The 21,651-nt window shown below is 62.4% G+C and carries 15 protein-coding genes; 12 read left to right on the forward strand and 3 right to left on the reverse strand.

Translation table 11 applies throughout. From position 1 onward, the window contains the following. Nucleotides 1-137: 137 nt before the first annotated feature. A complete protein-coding gene (locus ACP7B3_RS04435) occupies nucleotides 138-2,495 on the forward strand; it encodes an FdhF/YdeP family oxidoreductase (RefSeq protein WP_426178133.1) in 2,358 nt (785 codons plus the stop codon). Here the strand turns inward: ACP7B3_RS04435 and ACP7B3_RS04440 are convergent. Further along, the gene (locus ACP7B3_RS04440; RefSeq protein ID WP_145165906.1) at nucleotides 2,438-2,959 is read right to left on the reverse strand and encodes a chemotaxis protein CheY; all 522 of its coding nucleotides are present in this window, start codon (nucleotides 2,957-2,959) and stop codon (nucleotides 2,438-2,440) included. The two genes, ACP7B3_RS04435 and ACP7B3_RS04440, sit on opposite strands and share 58 nt — an antisense overlap. A 220-nt stretch (nucleotides 2,960-3,179) precedes the next feature. Here ACP7B3_RS04440 and ACP7B3_RS04445 point away from each other — a divergent pair, with 220 nt between their 5' ends. The 11 genes from ACP7B3_RS04445 (at nucleotide 3,180) to ACP7B3_RS04495 (ending at nucleotide 19,351) form a co-directional block, all read left to right on the forward strand. Beyond that, nucleotides 3,180-3,851 carry a fimbrial biogenesis chaperone gene (locus ACP7B3_RS04445; RefSeq protein WP_369300975.1) on the forward strand — a complete coding sequence of 224 codons (672 nt, stop codon included), beginning with the start codon at nucleotides 3,180-3,182 and terminating at the stop codon, nucleotides 3,849-3,851. Between the two features lie 50 nt (nucleotides 3,852-3,901). Next, the gene (locus ACP7B3_RS04450; RefSeq protein WP_256676528.1) at nucleotides 3,902-4,858 is read left to right on the forward strand and encodes a fimbrial protein; all 957 of its coding nucleotides are present in this window, start codon (nucleotides 3,902-3,904) and stop codon (nucleotides 4,856-4,858) included. Nucleotides 4,859-4,915: 57 nt separating this feature from the next. Next, nucleotides 4,916-7,714, forward strand: coding sequence for an ATP-binding protein (locus tag ACP7B3_RS04455; RefSeq protein ID WP_404483579.1), 2,799 nt, complete (start codon nucleotides 4,916-4,918; stop codon nucleotides 7,712-7,714). Beyond that, entirely contained in the window at nucleotides 7,701-8,894 is a 1,194-nt protein-coding gene (locus ACP7B3_RS04460; protein ID WP_106578938.1) for an EAL domain-containing response regulator, read from the forward strand. The genes ACP7B3_RS04455 and ACP7B3_RS04460 overlap by 14 nt, the downstream gene beginning before the upstream one ends. 83 nt (nucleotides 8,895-8,977) lie before the next feature. Beyond that, on the forward strand, nucleotides 8,978-12,151 hold the full coding sequence (locus ACP7B3_RS04465) for a response regulator (RefSeq protein WP_426178137.1): 3,174 nt from the start codon (nucleotides 8,978-8,980) through the stop codon (nucleotides 12,149-12,151). Between the two features lie 23 nt (nucleotides 12,152-12,174). Continuing rightward, nucleotides 12,175-12,822: a response regulator gene (locus tag ACP7B3_RS04470; RefSeq protein ID WP_053257033.1), complete on the forward strand. Its 648-nt coding sequence runs from the start codon at nucleotides 12,175-12,177 to the stop codon at nucleotides 12,820-12,822. A 194-nt stretch (nucleotides 12,823-13,016) separates the two neighbouring features. Continuing rightward, nucleotides 13,017-13,619 (forward strand): fimbrial protein, encoded by a 603-nt coding sequence (locus tag ACP7B3_RS04475; RefSeq protein ID WP_145165911.1) that lies wholly within the window; start codon nucleotides 13,017-13,019, stop codon nucleotides 13,617-13,619. A gap of 76 nt (nucleotides 13,620-13,695) precedes the next feature. Continuing rightward, a complete protein-coding gene (locus ACP7B3_RS04480; protein WP_426178140.1) occupies nucleotides 13,696-14,427 on the forward strand; it encodes a fimbrial biogenesis chaperone in 732 nt (243 codons plus the stop codon). An 85-nt stretch (nucleotides 14,428-14,512) separates the two neighbouring features. After that, nucleotides 14,513-17,023 (forward strand): fimbria/pilus outer membrane usher protein, encoded by a 2,511-nt coding sequence (locus ACP7B3_RS04485; RefSeq protein WP_426178142.1) that lies wholly within the window; start codon nucleotides 14,513-14,515, stop codon nucleotides 17,021-17,023. Between the two features lie 191 nt (nucleotides 17,024-17,214). Next, the gene (locus ACP7B3_RS04490; RefSeq protein WP_416363046.1) at nucleotides 17,215-18,051 is read left to right on the forward strand and encodes a 5'-nucleotidase, lipoprotein e(P4) family; all 837 of its coding nucleotides are present in this window, start codon (nucleotides 17,215-17,217) and stop codon (nucleotides 18,049-18,051) included. A 160-nt stretch (nucleotides 18,052-18,211) separates the two neighbouring features. Beyond that, nucleotides 18,212-19,351: a hypothetical protein gene (locus tag ACP7B3_RS04495; RefSeq protein WP_416363045.1), complete on the forward strand. Its 1,140-nt coding sequence runs from the start codon at nucleotides 18,212-18,214 to the stop codon at nucleotides 19,349-19,351. A gap of 268 nt (nucleotides 19,352-19,619) precedes the next feature. Here the strand turns inward: ACP7B3_RS04495 and ACP7B3_RS04500 are convergent, their stop codons facing one another. Next, nucleotides 19,620-20,054 (reverse strand): RidA family protein, encoded by a 435-nt coding sequence (locus ACP7B3_RS04500; RefSeq protein ID WP_426178144.1) that lies wholly within the window; start codon nucleotides 20,052-20,054, stop codon nucleotides 19,620-19,622. 11 nt (nucleotides 20,055-20,065) lie between these two features. Further along, entirely contained in the window at nucleotides 20,066-21,649 is a 1,584-nt protein-coding gene (locus tag ACP7B3_RS04505; RefSeq protein WP_426178146.1) for a flavin monoamine oxidase family protein, read from the reverse strand. Between the last annotated feature and the right edge of the window lie 2 nt (nucleotides 21,650-21,651).

The raw sequence follows: 21,651 nt of genomic DNA on the forward strand, positions 1-21,651 counted from the left end.
AGAGAAACGGATGTTCAACAAATCCGCACGGCGTCGGACGAGCGGTTAGCCTGCCGCCCGGAAGCCCGCTCGAACCTTTTGCCAAGCGTACTCGTCGTAACGTTATCCCTCACCGATAAAGCCCTCAGGTGCAGCCCATGCTCATCTATCCAAAAGCCCACTTTCACCCCTACACCCACGCGAGCGGCGGCTGGGGCTCGGCGCAGTCGGTGATGAAAATCCTCTGGCGCGAACAGGCCTTTGCCAAGGCCACCAAAGCGCTGCTCAAACAGAACAAGCCCGATGGCTTCGCGTGCGTCAGTTGCGCCTGGGCCAAACCCGGCAAACCGCATGCCCTGGAGTTCTGCGAAAACGGCGCCAAGGCCACGGCCTGGGAACTGACCTCGCTCAAGACCTCACCCGCGTTCTTCGCCGAACACTCGCTCAGTGAACTGCGCCAATGGTCTGACTACGCACTGGAGCAACACGGTCGACTGACCCATCCGATGCGCTACGACGCGGCCACCGACCGCTACCGCGAAACGTCATGGGAGGAGGCTTACCGCGAGATCGGCGCGCAATTGCAAACGCTGCAACCTGACAGCGTGGTGTTTTACGCCTCGGGCCGCGCCTCGCTGGAAACCTCGTTCATGTACCAGCTGTTCGCCCGGGCCTATGGCACCAACAACCTGCCCGACAGTTCGAATATGTGCCACGAAAGCACCTCGGTCGGCCTGCAGGAAAGTATCGGCATCCCGGTCGGCAGCGTGACGCTGGAAGATTTCGAGCACACCGACTGCCTGTTTTTCTTCGGCCAGAATGTCGGCAGTAATGCCCCGCGCATGCTTCACCAGTTGCAGGATGCGCGCAAACGCGACGTGCCGATCATCACCTTCAACCCCTTGCGCGAACGCGGCCTGGAACGCTTCGTCAACCCGCAATCACCGGTAGAAATGCTCACCCCCGAATCCACCGTGATCAGTACCCAGTATCACCAGGTGGCGATCGGTGGCGACACGGCCGCCCTGCTCGGCCTGGCTAAAGTGCTGCTGGAGCTGGACGACCAGGCGCAGCGCGACGGGCATGCGTCGGTACTCGACTACGCCTTTATCGCCGAACACACCGAAGGCTTCGACGCGTTTGCGGCGATGGTTCGCGCCGCGCAGTGGCCGACCATCGAGCGCCGCTCCGGCCTGAGCCGCGGCGCCCTGGAAGCGGCCGCGCAGGTGTACGCGCGCAGTAACCGGGTCATGATGATCTACGGCATGGGCCTGACCCAGCATCGGCACGGGGTGCAAAACGTGCAGATGCTGGTGAACCTGTTGCTGATGCGCGGCAATTTCGGCAAGCCGGGCGCAGGCATCTGCCCGGTGCGCGGCCACTCCAATGTGCAGGGCCAGCGCACGGTGGGCATTACCGAAGACCCGAAAAAAGTCCCGGTCGAGCTGATCGAGCAGCAGTTCGGCTTCAAGGTGCCGGAACAAATGGGCCTGTGCACGGTGGACGCCTGCGAAGGCATTCTGGCCGGGCGTGTGCGCGGCTTCATCGGCCTGGGCGGCAACTTCCTGCGCGCGATTCCCGACACGTCGCGCATGGAGCCCGCTTGGCAAACCTTGCAACTCAACGTGCAGATCGCGACCAAACTCAATCGCACGCACTTGCTGCCCGCGCAACACCAGTGGCTGCTGCCGTGCCTGGGGCGTATCGAAATCGACCGGCAGCAGGGTGTCGAGCAAACCTGGGCCACCGAGGACAGCACCGGCTGCATCCACGGCTGGCATGGCAGCGCCGAACCGGTCAGCGCCCACGTGCGCGCCGAGGCCAGCATCGTCGCCGGCCTGGCCCAGGCCACGTTGCCAGCGGGCGGCTCGATTGACTGGCAGGGCTGGAGCGCGGACTACTCAAAAGTGCGCAGCGCCATTAGCCTCATCTACCCGCAGATCTTCCACGACATGGAAACCCGCATGGCCGAACCGGGAGGTTTTCACCGCCCCATCGCCGTTGCGCAGCGCGAATGGCTGACTGAAAGCGGCAAGGCACAGTTCGTGCTGCCCGCCACGCTCAATGAAGATGATGACGTCAACACCGATGTGCTGGCGCGTGACGTGCTGCAACTGATGACGCTGCGCAGCAACGACCAGTTCAACACCACGATCTATGGCTACGAGGATCGCTTTCGCGGCATCAGTGGCACGCGCGAGGTGATCTTCATGCACCGCAACGATATCGCGCGGCTGGGTTTCGAGAACGGTCAGGGGGTGATGTTGACCACCGCCATAGAGCCTGAGGTCAAACGCCAGGTCGGCCCGCTGGAAATCGTTGCGTACGACATCCCCGAAGGCTGCGCCGCGGCGTATTACCCCGAATGCAACCCGCTGGTGCCGCTCTGGCACCATGCCGAGCGCAGCAAGGTGCCGGCGGCCAAATCGGTGCCGATACGCCTGAGCCTGCCGGTTGATCAACGCTTGGGCGAGAGCCCGACGGCGCAGGCCACCACCGCCGGATCGCCCTGGTAGATCGCGCGTGGCACCGCTGATGGCACGCTGGTCCGGCTGTCAACAGCGCGCAGCACCGGGCGTTCGACGGTTGGCAGGCTATGGTCCGGATCGACCACTTCCATGCAGCGACGCAGCGAGTTGAAATCCGGCGATTGCGACAGCGACAAGTGCAGGGTCTGGCTGACCGATACCGACACCACCGAGCTTTGCGCACATTGCCCGTCGTAGATCAGCGTGTGGCGAATCAGCGGGTTGTCATGGCAATACTTCAACAGGTTGACCTGCCGCGAGTGCACCAGCGCGGTGTTGATGATCAACAGGTCGAACGCCACAACGCCCGAACGAGTCAGTACCTGCAGTTCGTCGAACGAGCTCAAGGGGACGATACGGTGATAGCCCAGCTGGTTGAGCATTTTCTCGATCTTGATCCGTTGCAGAATGTCTGCATCGGCAATCAGAAGGCGTAACGCTTTATTGGACATAGGTAAACCTGACAGTTGGGCATCCGCGTCGATCATTCAACGCTGACCACGTTACCTGTCAGGGGTGAAACCTGACTTTAAGGCGATTCTGAAACGGTAACCGGGTACAGCCGCGCACTTTTAAGAATCGCCTGAAAGCCCCCGCTGCGCCCTGCCCCTACCATGGGCCGCGTTCCCCCACGCTCCCATGGATTCATCTGTGCTCATGTTTTTACTCAGAATGATGATTTTAGCCTGCGGATTGCTGGCCCTTGCACCGCCGCCTGCCAGCGCCGCGCTGAAGGTCGAAGGCACGCGCCTGATCTATTTCGGCCATGACCGCGAAGCCAACATCGGCGTGGTCAACCAGGCTGCACGGGAAGTGGTGGTGCAAACCTGGATCAGCGGCGAGGACGAAGCCAGCAGCCACAGCGTGCCGTTTGCCGCCACCGAGCCGTTGGTGCAACTGGGCGCCGGCGAGCATCATCAGTTACGCATCCTGTATGCCGGTGAAGGGTTGCCCAGCGACCGTGAATCGCTGTTCTGGCTGAACATCATGGAGATCCCGCTCAAGCCGGAAGACCCCAACAGCGTGCAATTTGCGATACGCCAGCGGCTCAAGCTGTTCTATCGGCCACCCGCGCTCAAAGGCGGCTCGGCCGACGCGGTGCAGCAGTTGCAATGGCGCAGCAACGATGGGCGCACCGTCACGGTCAGCAATCCCAGCGCCTTTCACCTGTCGCTGGTGAACCTGCAAACCGACGGCCAGGTGCTCAGTGATTACCTGCTGCTCAAGCCTTTCGAGCGCAAAACCCTGACCGCGCCAGGCCCGTTGCCCAAAGGCACCACCCTCCACTTCACCGAAATCACCGATATCGGTTTGCAAGCCCGCCACAGCGCGGCGCTCAACTGATGGTTCGCGGGGTATTTGCACCAATGTCACTCACCAAACGAATGCTACCCATGCTGCTGTGGGCCTGCGCAGTCCTGCCCGCCACCAGCCATGCGCTGGCCTGCCGTGAGGACGGCAGCGACTCGATCATTACCAAGGAAGCCTTGGGCACCGCCCTGGCGGTGGCGGCCGATGCGCCAAACGGCAGCATTATCTGGGAGTCCGGCCCACGCTCCACCAATGTGATTTGCAAAGATGACTACTACTACGGCCGCGAGGAAATCTACTTCTACGTCAACCCGGCCAACGTCAGCATCGGCACGGGTATCCGCGTGGGTATTCGCTATAACAACCAGCCGATCACCCAAAGTACCGGCAAGGTTGGCACCGGGTTCTTTTCCGACCGCGGCTGCAACCTGACCAACTGCAAAGGCTGGGAAAAGGCGCGCTTCACCCTCAACTTCAGCGTATTCATCGAGAAATACGACCCGACGCCTCCCAGTGGCCAGGCCAGTACCCTGACCGAGTATCGGGTGTTCCAGCTGGACGGCGTGCGCGGGCTGAACTCAAGGCCCAACAGCAACTTCAACTACGTGGTCACCGGCATGAACGGCATCCGCTTCGTGCCCTGTACCCCCGAGCTGACGATCAGCCCCAGCGTGGTCAGCTTCCCGATGCCCTCACGCAAGTTTGCAATCGGCGAAGTCGCCAGCACCGCAAACTTCAGCTTGAACCTGCGCAAAGGCTGCGACACGCCTTATACCGTCAGCGCGCGCTTCGCCACCACGCCGGGTGGCGGCAGTGTGATCAATGGGTTGCTGGTACCGGACAACAATAAATCGGTGGGCATCGCCCTGTCCCGCGCCGAGAGCCAACAGCAATTGCCGTTCGACAATTGGTTCACGCTGCAGAACCTCATGGGCCTGGGCCAGAGCCACGACGAATTCCGCGCCGATTTGAAATGGCGCACCCTGCCGATTCCCGGCGCATTCGAGGCCGCGGTGGTGGTGGATATGTATTACAAATAGCTGATCTTTAAGGATCGTCTTATGCCACGCGACACGGCCGACGCTTAAAGTCCGCCGATGCGATTGAAAAGTTATCTGCTCCAGATCAACCCTGTCCTCTCCCGACCCGAAGCAGCCAGAAGGCTGCTTCGTATTTTCGCGACCGTGCTGCTCATCGGCATCCTCAGCGGCGTTTACACCTTTCTGCTGTCCACCTTCAACAACGATATTTCCCAACGCCGTGGCTACATGAGCAGCGCCATCGCCGAAGCCCATACGTTTTTCACCAACCGCGAGGCGCTGCTTGAAAGCCTCAGCCTCTCGGCGGTGCGCAAGCAGTCGAGGATTTACCCCTCCTCTCCCGAAGAAGAGCATGTGCAGCTGGGCGACACGCCGGGCAACCAGTGGAGCATCTGGCTGACGGCCCGTCTGCGCGACTACCTCAAGGCCAAGCAACTCAACCTGCTGTACGTGAACGCCGGCCCTACCCCGCAGGTGACACGGGTGTATGACGCGACCGCGCAAGTCCTGCCGATTTCCAAGTGCATGCTCAACCGCCTCAAGGCCTTGCAGCACAGCGATCCGTCCACCCTCAACGAGTTGTGGCTGAGCGACCGCACCGAACACCATTCGCACCTGTACATATTCATCCGTCTGGATCGCCAAGACCCCACTTCCGGCTGGCTGGGTCTGGAAATGGAAAGCCGTGAAGTGTCCTCGACCCTCAGCGACCAGAGCGCCGGCGAGTTCATGATGCTCAACTCCCAGGGCATGCTGGTATTTACCAACAGCGACGACACGCAGATGCGCCAGCAACACCTCAGGCCCAAGGAAGAAAGCTTTTTCGGCTTTGTCGGCAACGGCTTGCTGCCCGATCACCTGGTGATCCGCAAGCACCTGAAATCCTCGGACTGGCAGTTGATGTATTCCATCGACCTGCGCGCGGTGGTCACCGGCTTGTGGAAACAGCTACTGGGTTCGCTGCTGTTCTGCCTGTTCAGCCTGACGCTGATCTGGCTGGTGATGCGCCGCGTCGATCAGCGCTTCATCATTCCCTCGATCCATCGCATCCAGGCGCTGATCGAAAGCGAGGCGTTCGGCCGCGATGTGATCCAGACCGCGCCTGTCGCCCTGTGCGTACTGCGCCGCACCGACGGCCAGGTGGTGCTGGAAAACACCCTGGCCCAGCAATGGCTGGGCCACGGCCCGGAGCGCGAGGCGTTGCGCGCCGGTTGGATCGCGCAGGCCTACGCCGGTGAGCCGTCCGAACGCAGCGATTACTTTGAAACCATCGACGGCCGTCACCTGTACCTGAGCAGCGCGCCGACCCGCTACAGGGGCGAAGACGTGCTGTTTTGCGCCTTCAGCGATATCAGCGCACGCAAACAAGTGGAAGCGGCGCTGGAAGAAGCGCGGCAGTCGGCAGACGCCGCCAACGCCGCCAAGACCTTGTTCCTGGCGACCATGAGCCATGAAATCCGCACGCCGCTGTACGGCGTGCTCGGCACTTTGGAATTGCTGGCGCGCACACAACTGGACGCCCAGCAGAAAGACTATCTGCAGGCCATCGAAGGGTCTTCCTCGACCTTGCTGCAACTGATCTGCGACGTGCTTGACGTGTCGAAGATCGAAGCCGGGCAGCTGGCTCTTGAAATGAGCGAGTTTTCGCCGCTGGACCTGGTCCACGAAATCATTCAGGGCTACGCCGCGGCCGCCCAGGGCAAAGGTTTGCAGCTGTATGCCTGCTTCGACCCGAAGCTGCCGGAACGGCTGATCGGCGACGTGACACGCATCCGCCAGATCCTCAACAACCTGCTCAACAACGCCGTGAAGTTCACCGACTACGGGCGCGTGGTGCTGCGCGTCAAAGTGCTTGGCCGCGATGGCGAACGCTCCAGTGTGTTGTGGCAAGTCTCGGACACCGGCAAAGGCATCGCCCAGGAAGACCAGGCGATGATTTTCGAGCCCTTCTACCAGAGCGAAGGCAACACTAACGTGGTTGCCGGCACCGGCCTGGGCCTGCCGATCTGCCAGCGCCTCACCGAATTGATGAACGGCAATATCCGCATGGTCAGCGAACTGGGCCTGGGCAGCAGCTTCAGCCTGATCCTGCCGCTGGAAGAAGCGCCGACGCCACCGATGACACCGCTGCTGGCCGAGACGATCTACGTGGTGTCGCCCATCCCGGAACTGGCGCATTCGATCAGCGGTTGGCTGCGCCGCTGGGGTGCCCGCGCTCAGACCGGTCTGCCGACGCTGCCGGAAAGCCATCTGCTGCTGCAAGTGCATCCCGGCAGCGTCGATCCATCGCTGGCGCCCGAGTGGCCGGGCCCGGTGATTCACGTCAGCAGCCATGCCTGCACCGCGCTGGAGGCCGAGGCCGGCGCCTGGCACGTCAACCTCAACCACTTGGGCGCTGTTCATCAGGCCGTGAGCCAGGCCCAGGGGCTGTGGGTGGCCCGCGCCGGTGAGCAAACGCGTCAGCGTGACTTGAACAAACTCAACCTGCACCTGCTGGTGGCCGAGGACAACATCATCAACCAGCTGATTTTGCGTGACCAACTCGAAGAGCTCGGCTGCACCGTGGAGCTGGCGGCCGATGGTCAGGAAGCGTTGCAGCTGTACACCGCCGGCAACTTCGACGTGGTGCTGACGGACGTGAACATGCCCCACATCAACGGCTATGAACTGGCGCGCGAACTGCGTCGTCAGGGCTGCCCGTTGCCGATTATCGGGGCCACCGCCAACGCCATGCGCGGCGAGGCCGACCTGTGCCTGGCCGCCGGCATGAACCATTGCCTGGTCAAACCCTTTGCGTTGCGGGCTCTATTCAACTCCCTGGCGCCTTATGCACGGATCACCCATGAAGCCCCTTAGTATTTTGATTGTTGAGGACCATCCCCTGCAGCACATCTACCTGCAGCACCTGCTCAGTGAGTTGGGGGATTTCATGCTCGAAACCGCCGAGGACGGTAAAGAAGCGCTGGAGCGTCTGCGCCAGCGCGATTTTGACCTGGTACTGACCGACCTGCTGATGCCCGGCATGGACGGCGTGCAGTTTATCCAGTGCCTGGCCAGCCTGCGCTGCAAGCCGGCGCTGGCGATCATGAGCGCGGCGTCGCGGCGCATGCTGATGGCGGCCAGCCTGGTGGCGAAAAACCTCGATGTGGAAGTGATCGGGCTGATCTCCAAACCGGTCGCCGCCGACGCCCTGCGCAGCCTCGTCGACCAACTCAGGAACACAGTGCGCAAACCCTCTCCCGAATTGCCCGAGCACCTGGACATCGACCGCCACACCCTGGTGCACGCCATGAGCAGCGGCCAGCTGCAGGCCTGGTTTCAACCGAAAAAGTCCCTCGCCAACGGCCGCATCGTCGCCGCCGAAGCCCTGGTGCGCTGGATGCACCCCGAGCAAGGCGTGATGCTGCCCGCCGCGTTCCTGCCGGCGATCAAGGCATTCGAGCTGGAGGAGCGATTGTTGTGGGTGGTGCTCAAACAGGCGATCCACGCCCAGGAACGCTGGCGCCAGCGTGGCTACGAAATACCGGTGTCGATCAACTTGCCCACGCACCTGCTCAACAGCCATGACCTGGCCGACCGCTTGCTGGAATTCGTGCTGCACCACGACGGCATTCCGGGAATGATCTGCTTCGAACTGATGGAATGCTCGGTGCCCCAGGACATCAGCAACTTCTACGCCGGCGCCTGCCGCCTGCGCATCAAGGGCTTCGGCCTGTCCCAGGATGATTTCGGCAAGGGCTACAGCTCGTACTTGAACCTGGTCTCCACGCCGTTTACCGAATTGAAGATCGACCAGGCACTGGTGCAGGGCTGCCACGACAACGAGGGCATGGCGCAGGCCCTGGCAAGCATCATCGCGCTGGGCCGCAAACTTGGCCTCACGGTGGTGGCCGAAGGGGTGGAAACGCCGCAGCAACTGGCTCTGCTGCGCAAGGTCGACTGCAATCAGGTGCAGGGTTTCCTGATTTCACACGCGGTCTCTTCAGAACAATTTCAACAACTTCTGAACAATGATGGCCCCGCGACATCTCACTAGCTGACGGCCGCGGATTATCTGTTCGATAGTAAGGAGTCAGCTCCATCCTGTGCCGATTTATCCTGCGCCTGCGGAACCCCCTGATGAAGCACAACAACGCGGTCCTCGAAGCCTTCACCCGCAGCTCGTCGCGCCTGAACAAAGGCCTGATGGTGCTGCTCGGGATCGCGTTGCTGTTGGTGCTGACCAACTACTGGTCACTGCAACGCGGGGTCGAAACCCGTTACGGCGCCACGCGTTTTCATTTTGCGCGCCTGATGGAGAACCTGGCGGAGCAGGAGTCGTACCTCAAGAGTCTGACGCACCCGGGCATCCAGGCCGAACTGTTGCGCGCCACCAACGTTCAGGTCAGCCTCAAAAGCCGCATGGTCGACAACCACCGCACGCTGTACGAAGGCCAGAAATATTCGTTTTCGGTGCCGTTCAGCGTCAAGTTTGACGAGCAGCAGATCAGCGCTGCCGCCCGGTCGCAGATTTTTGCCCTGGGCGCGCACCTCACCAGCTATTACAGCGCCTTCTGGTCGTCATCGCCCTATGAAGCGCCACAAACCTTTCTGCTCAATCGCCAGACGCCTTACGCCATCACCGTTCCGTCGGTGGGCTACCAGCGTCGAGAAAGCGCCGAAGAAACCGGCAACCTGGTGGCGCTGGTCAACACGGTGCAACAGACCCTCGAGCAGACGCCGCAGCCGCTGGAACAGAACCGCGTGTACTGGCAGGCCGGTCCCGCACCTGCGCACCTGCTGGCCTATATCGGCCTGCCCCTCGACGGCCAGGGCCAGGCGGTGGTCGGCACCTTGCTCGACGTGGCTCAGGTTGACGATGTGCAGCGCGCCCTGGACCACTCGGCCTTTGACCGCTTCACCCTGATTGCCCCCGACGGCAGCCGGCTGGTCGGGCCAGACGTCGGTGTGCCGCTCAGCGATGGCGTGCACTTCAGGGCAGACGGCTTCGAATTCAAGATTACCCAACGCGGCGACCAGCCCTGGAGCGCAATCTATGGGCTGAACTACTCGCACTTTTTCCATTCGGCCTTGTGGCCGCTGAGCAGCCTGGCCCTGTTGCTGGGCATCCTGATTACGCTGTGCTGGGGCGGTAACCGCTGGTACCGGCGCCAGGTGATCAACCCCGCGCGCCTGGCGCACGAACGCATCGCCGAAAGCGTGGCGTTCAGCCGCGTGATCATCGACACCGCGCCCACTGGCCTGTGCGTGGTGCGGCGCAGTGACGGCAAGGTGTTGATCGAGAACCAGCGGGCCCAGCAATGGCCAGGCACCGCGCGGCTGGTCTCCGCATTGACCGGTGTGCATGACAGCGCCGACAGCGGCGAGACGCACCTGGAGATCGAAGGCCGCCACCTGCAGATCGGCTTCGTCTCCACCCGTTACCAGGCCGAAGACGTGCGCCTGTATGCATTCAACGACATCACCCGGCATATCGAAGATGCCCAGTCATTAGAGGACGCCCGCCACGCCGCCGATGCCGCCAACGAGGCCAAGACGCTGTTCCTGGCGACCATGAGCCATGAAATTCGCACGCCGTTGTATGGCGTGCTCGGCACTCTGGAACTGCTCGGCCTGACCGACCTGGACCCGCACCAGAAAACCTACCTGCAGACCATTCAGCGTTCGTCCGCGACGCTGTTCCAGCTGATCAGCGACGTGCTCGACGTGTCGAAAATCGAGTCCGGGCAAATGGCGATTGAGGCCGTGGAGTTCTGCCCGCTGGACATGCTCGAAGACACCCTGCACACCTACGCCGCCTTCGCCCAGCGCAAGGGTTTGCAGCTTTACAGTTGCATCGACCCGCAGCTGCCCGACAGCGTACTGGGCGACCCGATGCGCATTCGCCAGATTCTCAACAACCTGGTGAGCAACGCGCTCAAATTTACCGACATCGGGCGCGTGGTGATCCGCGCTCGGGTCACGGCGTGCGACGCCGAGTACGTCAACCTGGAATGGCAGGTCACCGACTCTGGCGTGGGCATCCCCGAGGCGCAGCAGGCCAAGCTGTTCGATGTGTTTTACCAGGCTCCCGACACCGCCGGCGAAGGCGGCGCCGGGCTGGGGCTGCCGATTTGCCGCTGGCTGGCGCAAATGATGGACGGCGAGATCAAAGTGGTCAGCGAGCCCGGCCTGGGCAGCAGCTTCACCCTGAAAATACGCCTGCCGCTGAGCAGCGGTGCGCTGACCAACCCGCCGCTGATCGAACCCAGCGCGACGCCTGTGTATGTGCAGGCGCCGGTGCGCGAGCTGGCGCAGTCGCTGTGTGACTGGCTCAATCGCCTGGGCATTGCCGCGGCCCTGGCGGCGCCCACGCCGGAACAGGACAGCCGCCAGGCGGTGCTGGTCGATCTGCTGCCCAGCGAGCCCGCCCGCTACTGGGCCGGGCAACGCGTGCTGTGCCTGCCCGGCGCGCACAGCCCGCCGCTGCACACGGCACAGGGCTGGGTCGTGGACGTGCACGACGTACGGGCTATCGCCACCACCGTGTCGCTGGCCCAGCATGGCAAGCATGAGCAACCGCCGGCGGCCCTGCCACAAAGCGCCGGGCAGCTTGGGTTGCGCATCCTGGTGGCCGAGGACAACCCGATCAATCAGGCGATCATCAAGGAACAACTGGAGGCGCTCGGCTGCTCGGTGACCCTGGCCGCCAACGGCGAGCAGGCGCTGCAGTTGTGGCAACCGCAAGCCTTCGACCTGGTGTTGACCGATGTGAACATGCCCTTGATGAATGGTTATGAGCTGGCCCGCACGCTCAGGGCGCATGACCCGCAATTGCCGATCATCGGCGTGACCGCCAACGCCATGCGCGAGGAAGGTGTGCGTTGCCTGGCGGTCGGCATGAACGCCTGGATCGTCAAACCCCTGAGCCTGCAAACCCTGCGCGCGCAGTTGGTCAAGCTGTGCCAGGTCAAGGCGCCGGTCGAACCGCCGCCCGCGCCATTCGACGACCACGTGCAGCTGTCGGACAAGATGCGCCCGCTGTTCATCAGCAGCGTGCAGCAAGATTTGCAGCGACTCGGCGCGGCACTGGCGCAGCGTGATGCGCGCGCGCTCGCCCAACTGCTGCATTCGGCCGCCGGCGCACTGGGCGCCGTGCAGGCGCTCCCTCTGGCCCAGGCCTGCATCGAGCTGGAAAACGCACTGAACCGCGGCAGCCTCGACACCACGCTTGAGCTCAAGGTGAAGGCGGTGATGCAACGACTGTCGGCCGTCCTGGACACTCTCCAGCCCGGGCACACTTCCCTCACTTGAACTGGCACTACGGACGGCCCTTTATGAAAAAATTCAACGTGGTTATCGCGGACGATCACCCGATCGTGCTGCTCGGGGTACGCGAACTGGTGGAGCGCGACACGCGCTTTCAAGTCGTGGGCGAAGCGGTGTGTTCGGCGGGCCTGATCGAGCTGTTGCAGCGCCAGGGCGCCGACATCGTGATCACCGATTACAACATGCCCGGCGACTCACCCTACGGCGATGGGCTGAAGCTGGTGGAGTACCTGAAACGGCATTTTCCGCAGGTGCAGATTTTGATCCTGACCATGATTTCCAACCACCTGATCCTCACGCGTCTGCAAGAGTTGGGCGTGGTCGGCATCATCCAGAAAAGCCAGTTGCACACCGAGATTCAACTGGCGCTCAAGGCGATTGCGCAACAGAGCGCCTACCGCAGCCTGGAGCCGCCCAAGACCTCGGTGATCGAGACCCTCACGGCCATCGACGAGCGCTTTACCAGCTTGTCGCCCAAAGAGTTCGAGATCTTGCGTTTGTTTATTTCCGGCATGAGCGTGAGTGATATTGCGCGCAGCCAGAACCGCAGTTCAAAGACCATCAGCGCACAAAAAATATCGGCCATGCGCAAACTTGAAGTGAGCAGCGACCAGGACCTTCTCGCCTATTGCCTGGCGCGCAATATCTTCAACTAAGCACACCGTGCAAGCCATTCCCGGGCAATGGCTTGGCCCCCTGTTTGCGGGCTCCAAAACTGCCTTGCGGTGCAACTAACCCGTCTATTGCGCGGCTTATAAGAATCGTCTTATTCGCTCGCAGCGCCTGCCCTCTTATTCTTTCCTCGCAGTTCAACAACCGCATTTTCCAACTAACACTTACGGACATCATCATGAAGAAGTTTTCCCTGGCTGTTATCGCCTCGGCCATTATCGCCGCCTCCGGCAGTGCATTTGCCGATGATCCGGCACCGACGCCTACCCTGGGCGGCAGCGGTAAAATTACCTTCACCGGCGTGATCAACAACGACGCCTGCTCGGTAGACGGCGCCAACTCCGATCGCAGTATTTCGGTGGACATGGGCAACGTTTCGATCAAAGACATGGGCACCGCGGAAAACCCAACCGCCGGCCGTGTAACTGCCAAAGACTTCAACCTGAACGTCAACTGCAACCAGGGCACCAAAGTCGCGATGATCTTTGACGCCAACAACGGCGGTTCGGGCCTGGTGACCGGCAAGAACGTACTGGCGCTGAACGCCGGTTCCGCTTCGGCTAAAAACGTCGGTATCGCCCTGCTCGACAGCAATGGCAGCTTGATCGACCTCAGCTCGCAGGCCACTGCGCGCATCGAAAGCACCATGCACGGCACCGGCACTGCCGGCGGCGACGCCACCCTGAGCTTTGCGGCTGCCTACGTCACCACCGGCGCTGCCGGTGCATCCACCGCCGGTCGCGGTGATGCCACCCTGCCGTTCATCCTGCAATACGAGTAACCCCGGCGCCCCGTGCACCGAACGCGCGAGGCCACACGGCCTCGCCATTCTTTTTTGATTACACCGGATAACCCTCATGCTGCCTCGTTCTATTGCCGCATGCCTGGGGCTGCTGGGCATGCTTATGGCTACCCAGGCCGCCGCCAGCATTTCATTGAATGCCACCCGCATCGTGTTCGATGGCGACCACAAAGAAGCCAATATCACCGTGCGCAACGGTAACCAGGATGTGTTGATTCAGTCCTGGGTCGACATGAATGACTCCAGCGGCAGCCGTGCTCCGTTTGCCGTCACCCCGCCACTGGCCCGGGTGTTCGCCAAGGAACAGCAACTGCTGCGCATCTTGTATGAAGGCACGGGCATGCCCACGGACCGCGAGTCGGTGGTGTGGTTGAACGTGCAGGAAATCCCCAAGGCCAGCGAGACCGAGAACACCTTGCAGTTGGCCATTCGCCAACGCATCAAGATTTTTTTCCGCCCTGCCGGCCTGACCGGCAGTGCGTTGCAGGCGCCTGCACAGCTGGAGTGGGCATTGGTCAAGCACGGCGCGCAAACGCTGTTGCAGGTGAAAAACCCGACGCTGTACCACGTGTCCATGGCCGACGTTAAGGTGCAGGCACAACTGGCGAGCGACTCGACCATGATCGCGCCCGGCGAGCAAAGACAGTTCGCGCTCAAGACGGCGCCAGCGCCCGGCCCGGTGCAACTGTCGTTTTCCAGCATCAATGACTACGGCGCACAGAACCATTACACCGCGCCACTTTCGGGCATCGCTGCACACGCCACCGAAGCACGCCTCAACCCCTAAGCACTTTCTCTAACCCACAGGCTCACGTTGCGTGCGTGTTCGCGTGCCCGCCTGTTCGCCAATCAGGGATGTCACAGGTCTTCGCATGTCTTTTCTTTCCAGTAACAGGCCCGCGCGTGGCGCACTGAAGTTGAAGACGCTGTCGTTCGCGATTGCCGCCGGCCTGCCGGCCTGGGCGATGGCCGAGGACACTGCGCAAACCTTCAACACCACGTTCCTGCAAGGCTCGCAGTCAACGGTCGACCTGCAGCAATTGCTCTCGGCCAACAGCGTGCTGCCGGGCAATTACCGCGTCGACCTGTACAGCAACGAAGTGCTGGTGGGCCGGCGCGATATCGACTTCAAGCGCAACCCGAAAAACGACCGGGTCGAAGCCTGCCTGACCCTCGACCTGCTCAAGCAGCTGGGCATCGACATGCACCGCCTCCAGGCCGAAGGCAAAATCGACCCGCAGCAGCCGCAGGAATGCTATGCCCTCGCCGAGATGATCGAGGAGGCCAGCGTGCGTTACGACAGCAGCCGCCTGCGCCTGATGGCGAGCATTCCGCAGGTGGCCATGCAGCGCGGCATGCGCGGTTACGTCGACCCGCAATTGTGGGACGACGGCGTGCCCGCAGCGTTTATCAACTACCAGCTCAACAGCAGCCGCACCGCCGGCGACTACAAAACGCGCCTCTCCAATAACCTCGGCCTGCGCAACGGCATCAACCTGGGCGCGTGGCGCCTGCGCAATGAATCGAACTTGAGCGGCGGCACCGGGCGCTCGAACACTTACACCAGCAACCGTACTTACCTGCAGCACGACGTGACGGCGATCAAGGGCCAGTTCAGCGCCGGTGAGATTTTCTCCGACACCGACCTGTTCGACAGCGTGCGTTATCGCGGCCTCAAACTGGCCTCCGATGACGGCATGCGCGCCGACAGCGAGCGCGGTTATGCGCCGGTGATCCGTGGCGTGGCGCAGACCAACGCGACGGTGGAAATCCGCCAGAACGACTACATCCTCTACACCGCCAACGTCGCGCCGGGGCCATTCGAGATCAACGACATCTACCCCAGCGGCTCCAACGGCGACCTGCAAATCACCGTGATCGAAGCCGACGGCACGCGCCGCGTGACGATGCAGGCGTTTTCCAGCTTGCCGATCATGGTGCGTGAAGGCCAGGTCAAGTACAGCCTCTCGGCGGGTACCTTCAAGAGCAACGCCGACGGCCTGGCGAGCCCGCGTTTTCTCAGCGGCACCCTGGCGTACGGCCTGACCAGCAACCTCAGCGGAATTGTCGGGTTGCAGGCCAGCGAGGACTACAACGCACTGTCCATTGGCGCCGGCAAGAACACCTCGTTCGGCGCTTTCTCGCTGGACACGACGCACTCCTCCAGCAAGGCGCAGGGGAAAACCACTCAGGGCAGCAGCGTGCGGGCGCTGTATGCAAAGACTTTCACTGGCACCGACACCAACTTCACCCTGGCCGCCTACCGCTACTCCACCGAGGGCTACCGCACCCTCAGCGACCATGTCGAAGACAACAGCCAGGATGTGCGTGTGCGCACCGGCCACTCAAAAACCCGCACCGACCTGACCATCAACCAGAGCATCGGGCGCAACAACGAATTTGGCAGCGTGTACGTGAATGCCAGCGACCAGCGCTACTGGAACCGCGGCGGCTCGCAGAGCTTTTCGGCCGGCTACACCAGCAACTGGGGCGACCTGAGCTACAACCTCGGCGTAACGCGCACCAAGCAGATTGTCACCTGGGGCCAGCCGAGCAGCGACACGCAATTGAACCTGTCGATTTCGTTCCCGCTGGGCAGCCAGGCCCGCGCGCCGCGCGCGTTTGTCACCACCAGCCGGCAGCACGGCGACACCACCACGCAGGCGGGCATCAATGGCTACGTTGCCGATACCAGCGACACGTTTTATTCGGTGCAGGCCGGCCACAGCGACACCAGCGGGGATTCCGGTTCGGTGAACATCAACAGCCGGACGTCCGTGGCGGATGTGAGCCTGGGCTACAGCCAGGGCCAGGGTTACAACTCGCAGAACCTCAACCTCGCCGGCTCCGTGGTCGCTCACGCAGGCGGTATCAACCTGGGGCAGACGGTCAGTGAGACGTTCGCACTGGCCGAAGTGCCAGGCATCTCCGGCGCGAAGATCAGCAGCTACAGCGGCGTAGAGACCGGCTATAACGGCTATGCAGTGATCCCCAATGCCCAGCCTTACCGGGTGAACTGGGTCAGCCTGGACACCCGCGACCTGGGCGGCAATGTGGAAATCACCAACGCCACCCAACAAGTGGTGCCGCGCCGTGGCGCGATCGTGGTGGCGCACTACAGCGGCACCACCGGGCGCCGGGTGTTGTTCGAGTTGTTTGATGCGCAGCACAAGCCTCTGTCGTTCGGGGCTTCGCTGGAAGATTCGGCCGGCAAGCAACTGGCGATTGCCGACCCGAATGGCAATGCGCTGGCGTTGGTGGAAGAGGATCAGGGCACGTTGATCATCAAGTGGGGCGATCAGCAGTGCAGCGCAAGCTATGCGTTGGCGCCGCAGAACAAGGCGCTGAACTATGAGCGCCAGGCGTTGGTGTGTGGGCCTTGAAGGGGAGTTCTCTATAACATCTAACTGATGTTTGGAGATCCAATTGTGGGAGCGGGCTTGCTCGCGAAGGCAGTGTATCAGTTGATATATCCGGCGACTGATACTCCGCCTTCGCGAGCAAGCCCGCTCCACATGGGTCATGTGTTTAGGCTAAGGTGCTGCCGATGCGCCCTCCTCTTCGAGACTTGCCCATGCGTAACCTGATTTTCGCCGGTGCCTGCCTGCTGGCCACAGCCCTCGCAGGCTGCCAGCAAACCCCACCGGCCAACGACCAACTCGACGCCGTGCTCTGGACCCAGACCTCCATCGAGCACGAGTTGATCTACCGCCAGCTGTTCGCCAACGCCACCCGCCAGCTCGACGTGGCCCTGGCCGATCCGACCTGGGACGCCCTGCCCTTGCCGCCACGCAACCTCAACGGCCTGCCCCCGGCCGTGGTGGTCGATATCGACGAAACCCTGCTCGACAACGTGCCGCTCAATGCCCGCGACATCATCAACAACCAAGTCTATTCATACGCACGCTGGAACACCTGGGTCGACCAGGCCAAGGCCCAGGCGTTGCCGGGCGCAGTGGCGTTTCTGCAAGCGGCCGAGCAAAAAGGCATCAAGGTTTACTACCTCACCAACCGCGAACACAGCCAGGTCGCGGCCACGGTCGCCAACCTGCGCCTGCGCGGCTTCCCGGTGGACAGCGACGAGCAAGTGCTGGCCGCCAGCACGCCGACCGGCCACTGCGAAAGCGCGGGCTATGGCAAGAACTGCCGCCGCCAATGGGTCGCAAACAATGCCCGCGTGCTGCTGATGGCGGGTGATTCGCTGGGGGACTTCGTGCAGGCCGAACACAACACCCTCGCGGACCAGCGCAAGGCCGTCGCTCCCTATGTGAAATGGCTGGGGCAGCGTTGGTTCCTGCTGCCCAACCCGAGTTATGGCAACTGGTACAGCGCCCCGTACGGGGATGATGAGCAATTGCCGTTCGAGCAGAAACGCAAACTCAAGCAGCAGGCGTTGCAGCTGCAGGAGTAAGACGCTGGAACGCTGGCCGCTCGCGCAGGAAAAAAGGCAGTAAGCGCCTGCCGCATGCATGTGCACCTACCTGTCCGTTCAGTCAGTGCCCATGGCCGCGCAACTTTGGCAAACTACGGCGCGACGCTGCCGCTGCGTGCAGCCCAACAAGGATGGAACAATGACTGGCATGGACTCGATCATTCGACAATTTTCTGCCGAAGGCGCCACCCATCTCTACTCCAGCCCGCCCTCGGTGTTGACACCCGCCGACCTGTACCGTGCCAAGAGCGATGGGCCTTTCCGAGAGGCTATCGCCGGCAGCAATATTTACCTGATCACCGCGCGGCGGCGGGTGCTGATCAACCCTCATGACATCTACCTGCTCGGGCGATCGGCGCACGGCAGTTTTATCGTGATGGATGAACAGGGCGTGCAGTCCATCCCCTTCCGTTATGACATCCCACGGATCGGGCCTGACGATCAGGATGAGATTGAACAGGTGTTCGTCGCGCCCAACGGCACGCACCTGACCATCCTGTCGACCTCACGGCAAATGACCACCGCCGCGCATATCGTGGTGGCCAACGCCACCAGTGCCCTGCAAGCAGACCATCGGGACATGAACGTGCTCTATGTCGGCCAGGGCATCGGCAAGATTCACGCGCGTACGGCGGTGGACCGGTTGTTGAACCACACCACCTTGCAACGCATCCTGGCAGAAACTTCGACCAACAGCCCGGAGCTGGAGGTTTCCATTCTGCTCTACCGGTTCGAGCACGGCCGGACGATGATCAGCAACGGCGGTGACTTCAACGCTGAACCGACGGCCAGCGAACAACAGGACTCGGCGCATTTCGACCGCCTGCGCAGCGTGCGTTTGAATCGCGATGAGGTCATCACGCTGGCGGAAGCGGCGCTGATCAATCACTTCAAGCCGCATTACAACACGTTGCTCAAGGCCACGAATTTCGCCGCCAGCAACAAGATCAAACCGCTGAAAAAACTGCTCGCCAAGGGCATCACCGGGCTGACCGTAGAGATCTGCAGCGCCACGCTCAACGCCCGACTGGGCACCCGCGACGCGCTGCCCATGGCATTGAACACCTTCATGCCGGCCGACGTCCTTGAGGGCTGCAACCTCGACACCGAGCAGCAAAAGCAAGCCTGGGCTGAAGAACTGCGGGTCATGGCGCACACGCACTACGCGAGTTTCCCCCTGACCACACCCCAGGAGCGCGACACCTTCATGCATGGCATGGTGTGGATGGGCGAGTCGGTGCGCGAACAGATCTGGCCACTGCCCGGCAAGGGTGCCTAGGTACCTGCCAACAAATGATGCTCCTGTAGCAAGCGGACTTGTTGTGTCTGCCGGACGTGTTGTGGCGAGCGGGGCTGTTGTGGCGAGCAGGCTTGCCCCGCGTTGGACTGCGCAGCAGCCCCAAAACCTGACGACGCGGTTTACCCGTTATACCGCGGCGGTTGGATTGGGAGCGCTTCGCACTCCAACGCGGGGCGAGCCCGCTCGGCACAGTAAGCCCGCTTGCCACAACAGCCCCGCGCGCCACAACAAGCCAGCTCACTTCAAATCAAAGGGTACGGGCCGCGATAGCTTCGACTTCCACCAACGCCCCCGGCAAGGGCAACGCCACCACTTGCAACGCCGTACGCGCCGGCTTGTTCGGCTGTTCAGGCGTGCCAAAGAACTGCGTATAACCACGCTGCAACCCGGCAAAGTCCAGCTTGCCACCGGTTTCTTCAGCGCCGACCAGAAACACCCGCAACTGCACGATATCGCCCAGGTCCAGGTCTTGTTGTTGAAGGATCTTGCGCAGCTTGTTGAACACCGACACCGTCTGCACTTCGGTGCTGCCGTACGCGGCTGGCGTGCCTGCCGGTGCCTGCGCGTCGGCAAGATCCGGTAGGGTGCCGCTGACGAAAATCAGGCTGGCAGACGCCTGCACAGTCACGGTTTGCGAGATCGGAAAATCACCGACGCTGGTACGTTGAATGCTGTCGCTCATGAGGATGCTCCTTAAGACGCGGCCAATGCCGCACGCTGTGTTTGTTGCGTCACGCGGTCCGCCAGTTGCGCAACCACATGGCGCGCCGAGTTGGCCGCCGATTCCTGCCAGATGCCCACGCCGCTTTGCACCAGACCATCCCCGGCGAAGTACACGCGGCCATGGGCCTGTTCAAGCAAGGCACTGGCGTCGGCGGGGAAGTGTTCGCGTTGCAGCCACGGGCCTTCGCTGTAGGGAATCTGTTCCCAGGACACGGCCAGCGGGTTGCGCAGGTGTTTGGCGTAACCCGGATGCAACAGCTCCACGGCCTCCCTGGAGGTGGCGTACTGCTTATCGAACGGCTGCGCGCCAAACACGTCGGCGCCCTCCCCGGTCACGTATCCGGCCACCAGCAAGCCTTCGCGGGTGTTGAGGTCGTTGCTCGGGTACCAGAGCAGGCGCGCCGGGTGTTCGATCCAGGACAGGCCGCCGTAGGTGCGGTAGTCGGTTTCCCAGAAGCGCGGCGATTGCCACGCCACTTTGGTGGCCTGGTCACTGCGGGTGCTGAGCAGCGCGGCTTTGATCGGGTCGCTGAAATCGGTGTCGAGTTTGGCCAGCAGCGGCAGCGGTAAGGTCGAGACCAGGTAATCAGCGCGCACCACCTGTTCGCGGCCGCTGTGTGTGTGGTGGTAAGTCACCGCCACGCCATGTTCCAGCTGACGGACCTGCCTGACCTGCGCGCCCAATTGCACGTGTTCGCTGACGCGCTGGTAGAAAGCGTCGGTGATGCGGTCCATGCCGCCGACCGGCTGGAACATGGTTGCCGAGAACTCAGGGAACTCGGTGTGCAATAACGCGCCCCACAGTTCGGGGTGCAGCAAGCGGTCCAGCGCCAGCGGGCTGCGGCTGGCGGGCAATGCGCCGGGATGCGCGGGCGATTCCAGGTGACCGGCGCGCAGGCTGCCCTCATAGGCCAGTTCTTGCGACAGATCGCCGTAGACCTGCAAGAAGGCCAGCAAGCGCGTGCGCTCTTCGCTGCTTAGCACATCATCGAGTGCATCACGCTGCACGGCCTTGGCCAGCAAGCCGGACAAGTGCCCGCGCGCATCGTTGATCGCCTGGCCAACGGTGAATGCCGGCTGTTGCAGGTCCGGGCGCACCTGCGCGCCATGGCTGCTGTTGACCAGCACTTCCAGCGGCACGCCCAGCTCGCTGCAGTAATCCAGAATCGTACGGTGCTGGCTGGGAATCCTGGCCGGGCCTGCGTTGAAATACAGGCCCTGATCGAGTGCCACGGTTTGCGTGCGGCCGTCCTTGTAGTCCACGCGGTCGCCATGGCGCAGGGTCCAGGTGCGCCCGCCGACGCGATCGCGCGCTTCCAGCACTTGCACACTGAACCCGGCGCGGGTCAGTTCCAACGCAGTGACCAGCCCGGCAATCCCCGCGCCCAGCACCAGCACGCGGGTGCCCTGCCCCAGGCCGGGCTTGAGTTTCAGCGGCTGCGGGCGTCGGTGCGACGACGGCCCCAGCCCCAATACCGCCAGTGCATCCTTGACGGCCGGCTCACCGCCTACCGCGGCGATGCTCGACAGCGCTTCACGTCGTGTCAGTCCCATGA

This window comes from Pseudomonas sp. TWRC1-2 (assembly GCF_049896685.1).
Classification (GTDB): domain Bacteria; phylum Pseudomonadota; class Gammaproteobacteria; order Pseudomonadales; family Pseudomonadaceae; genus Aquipseudomonas.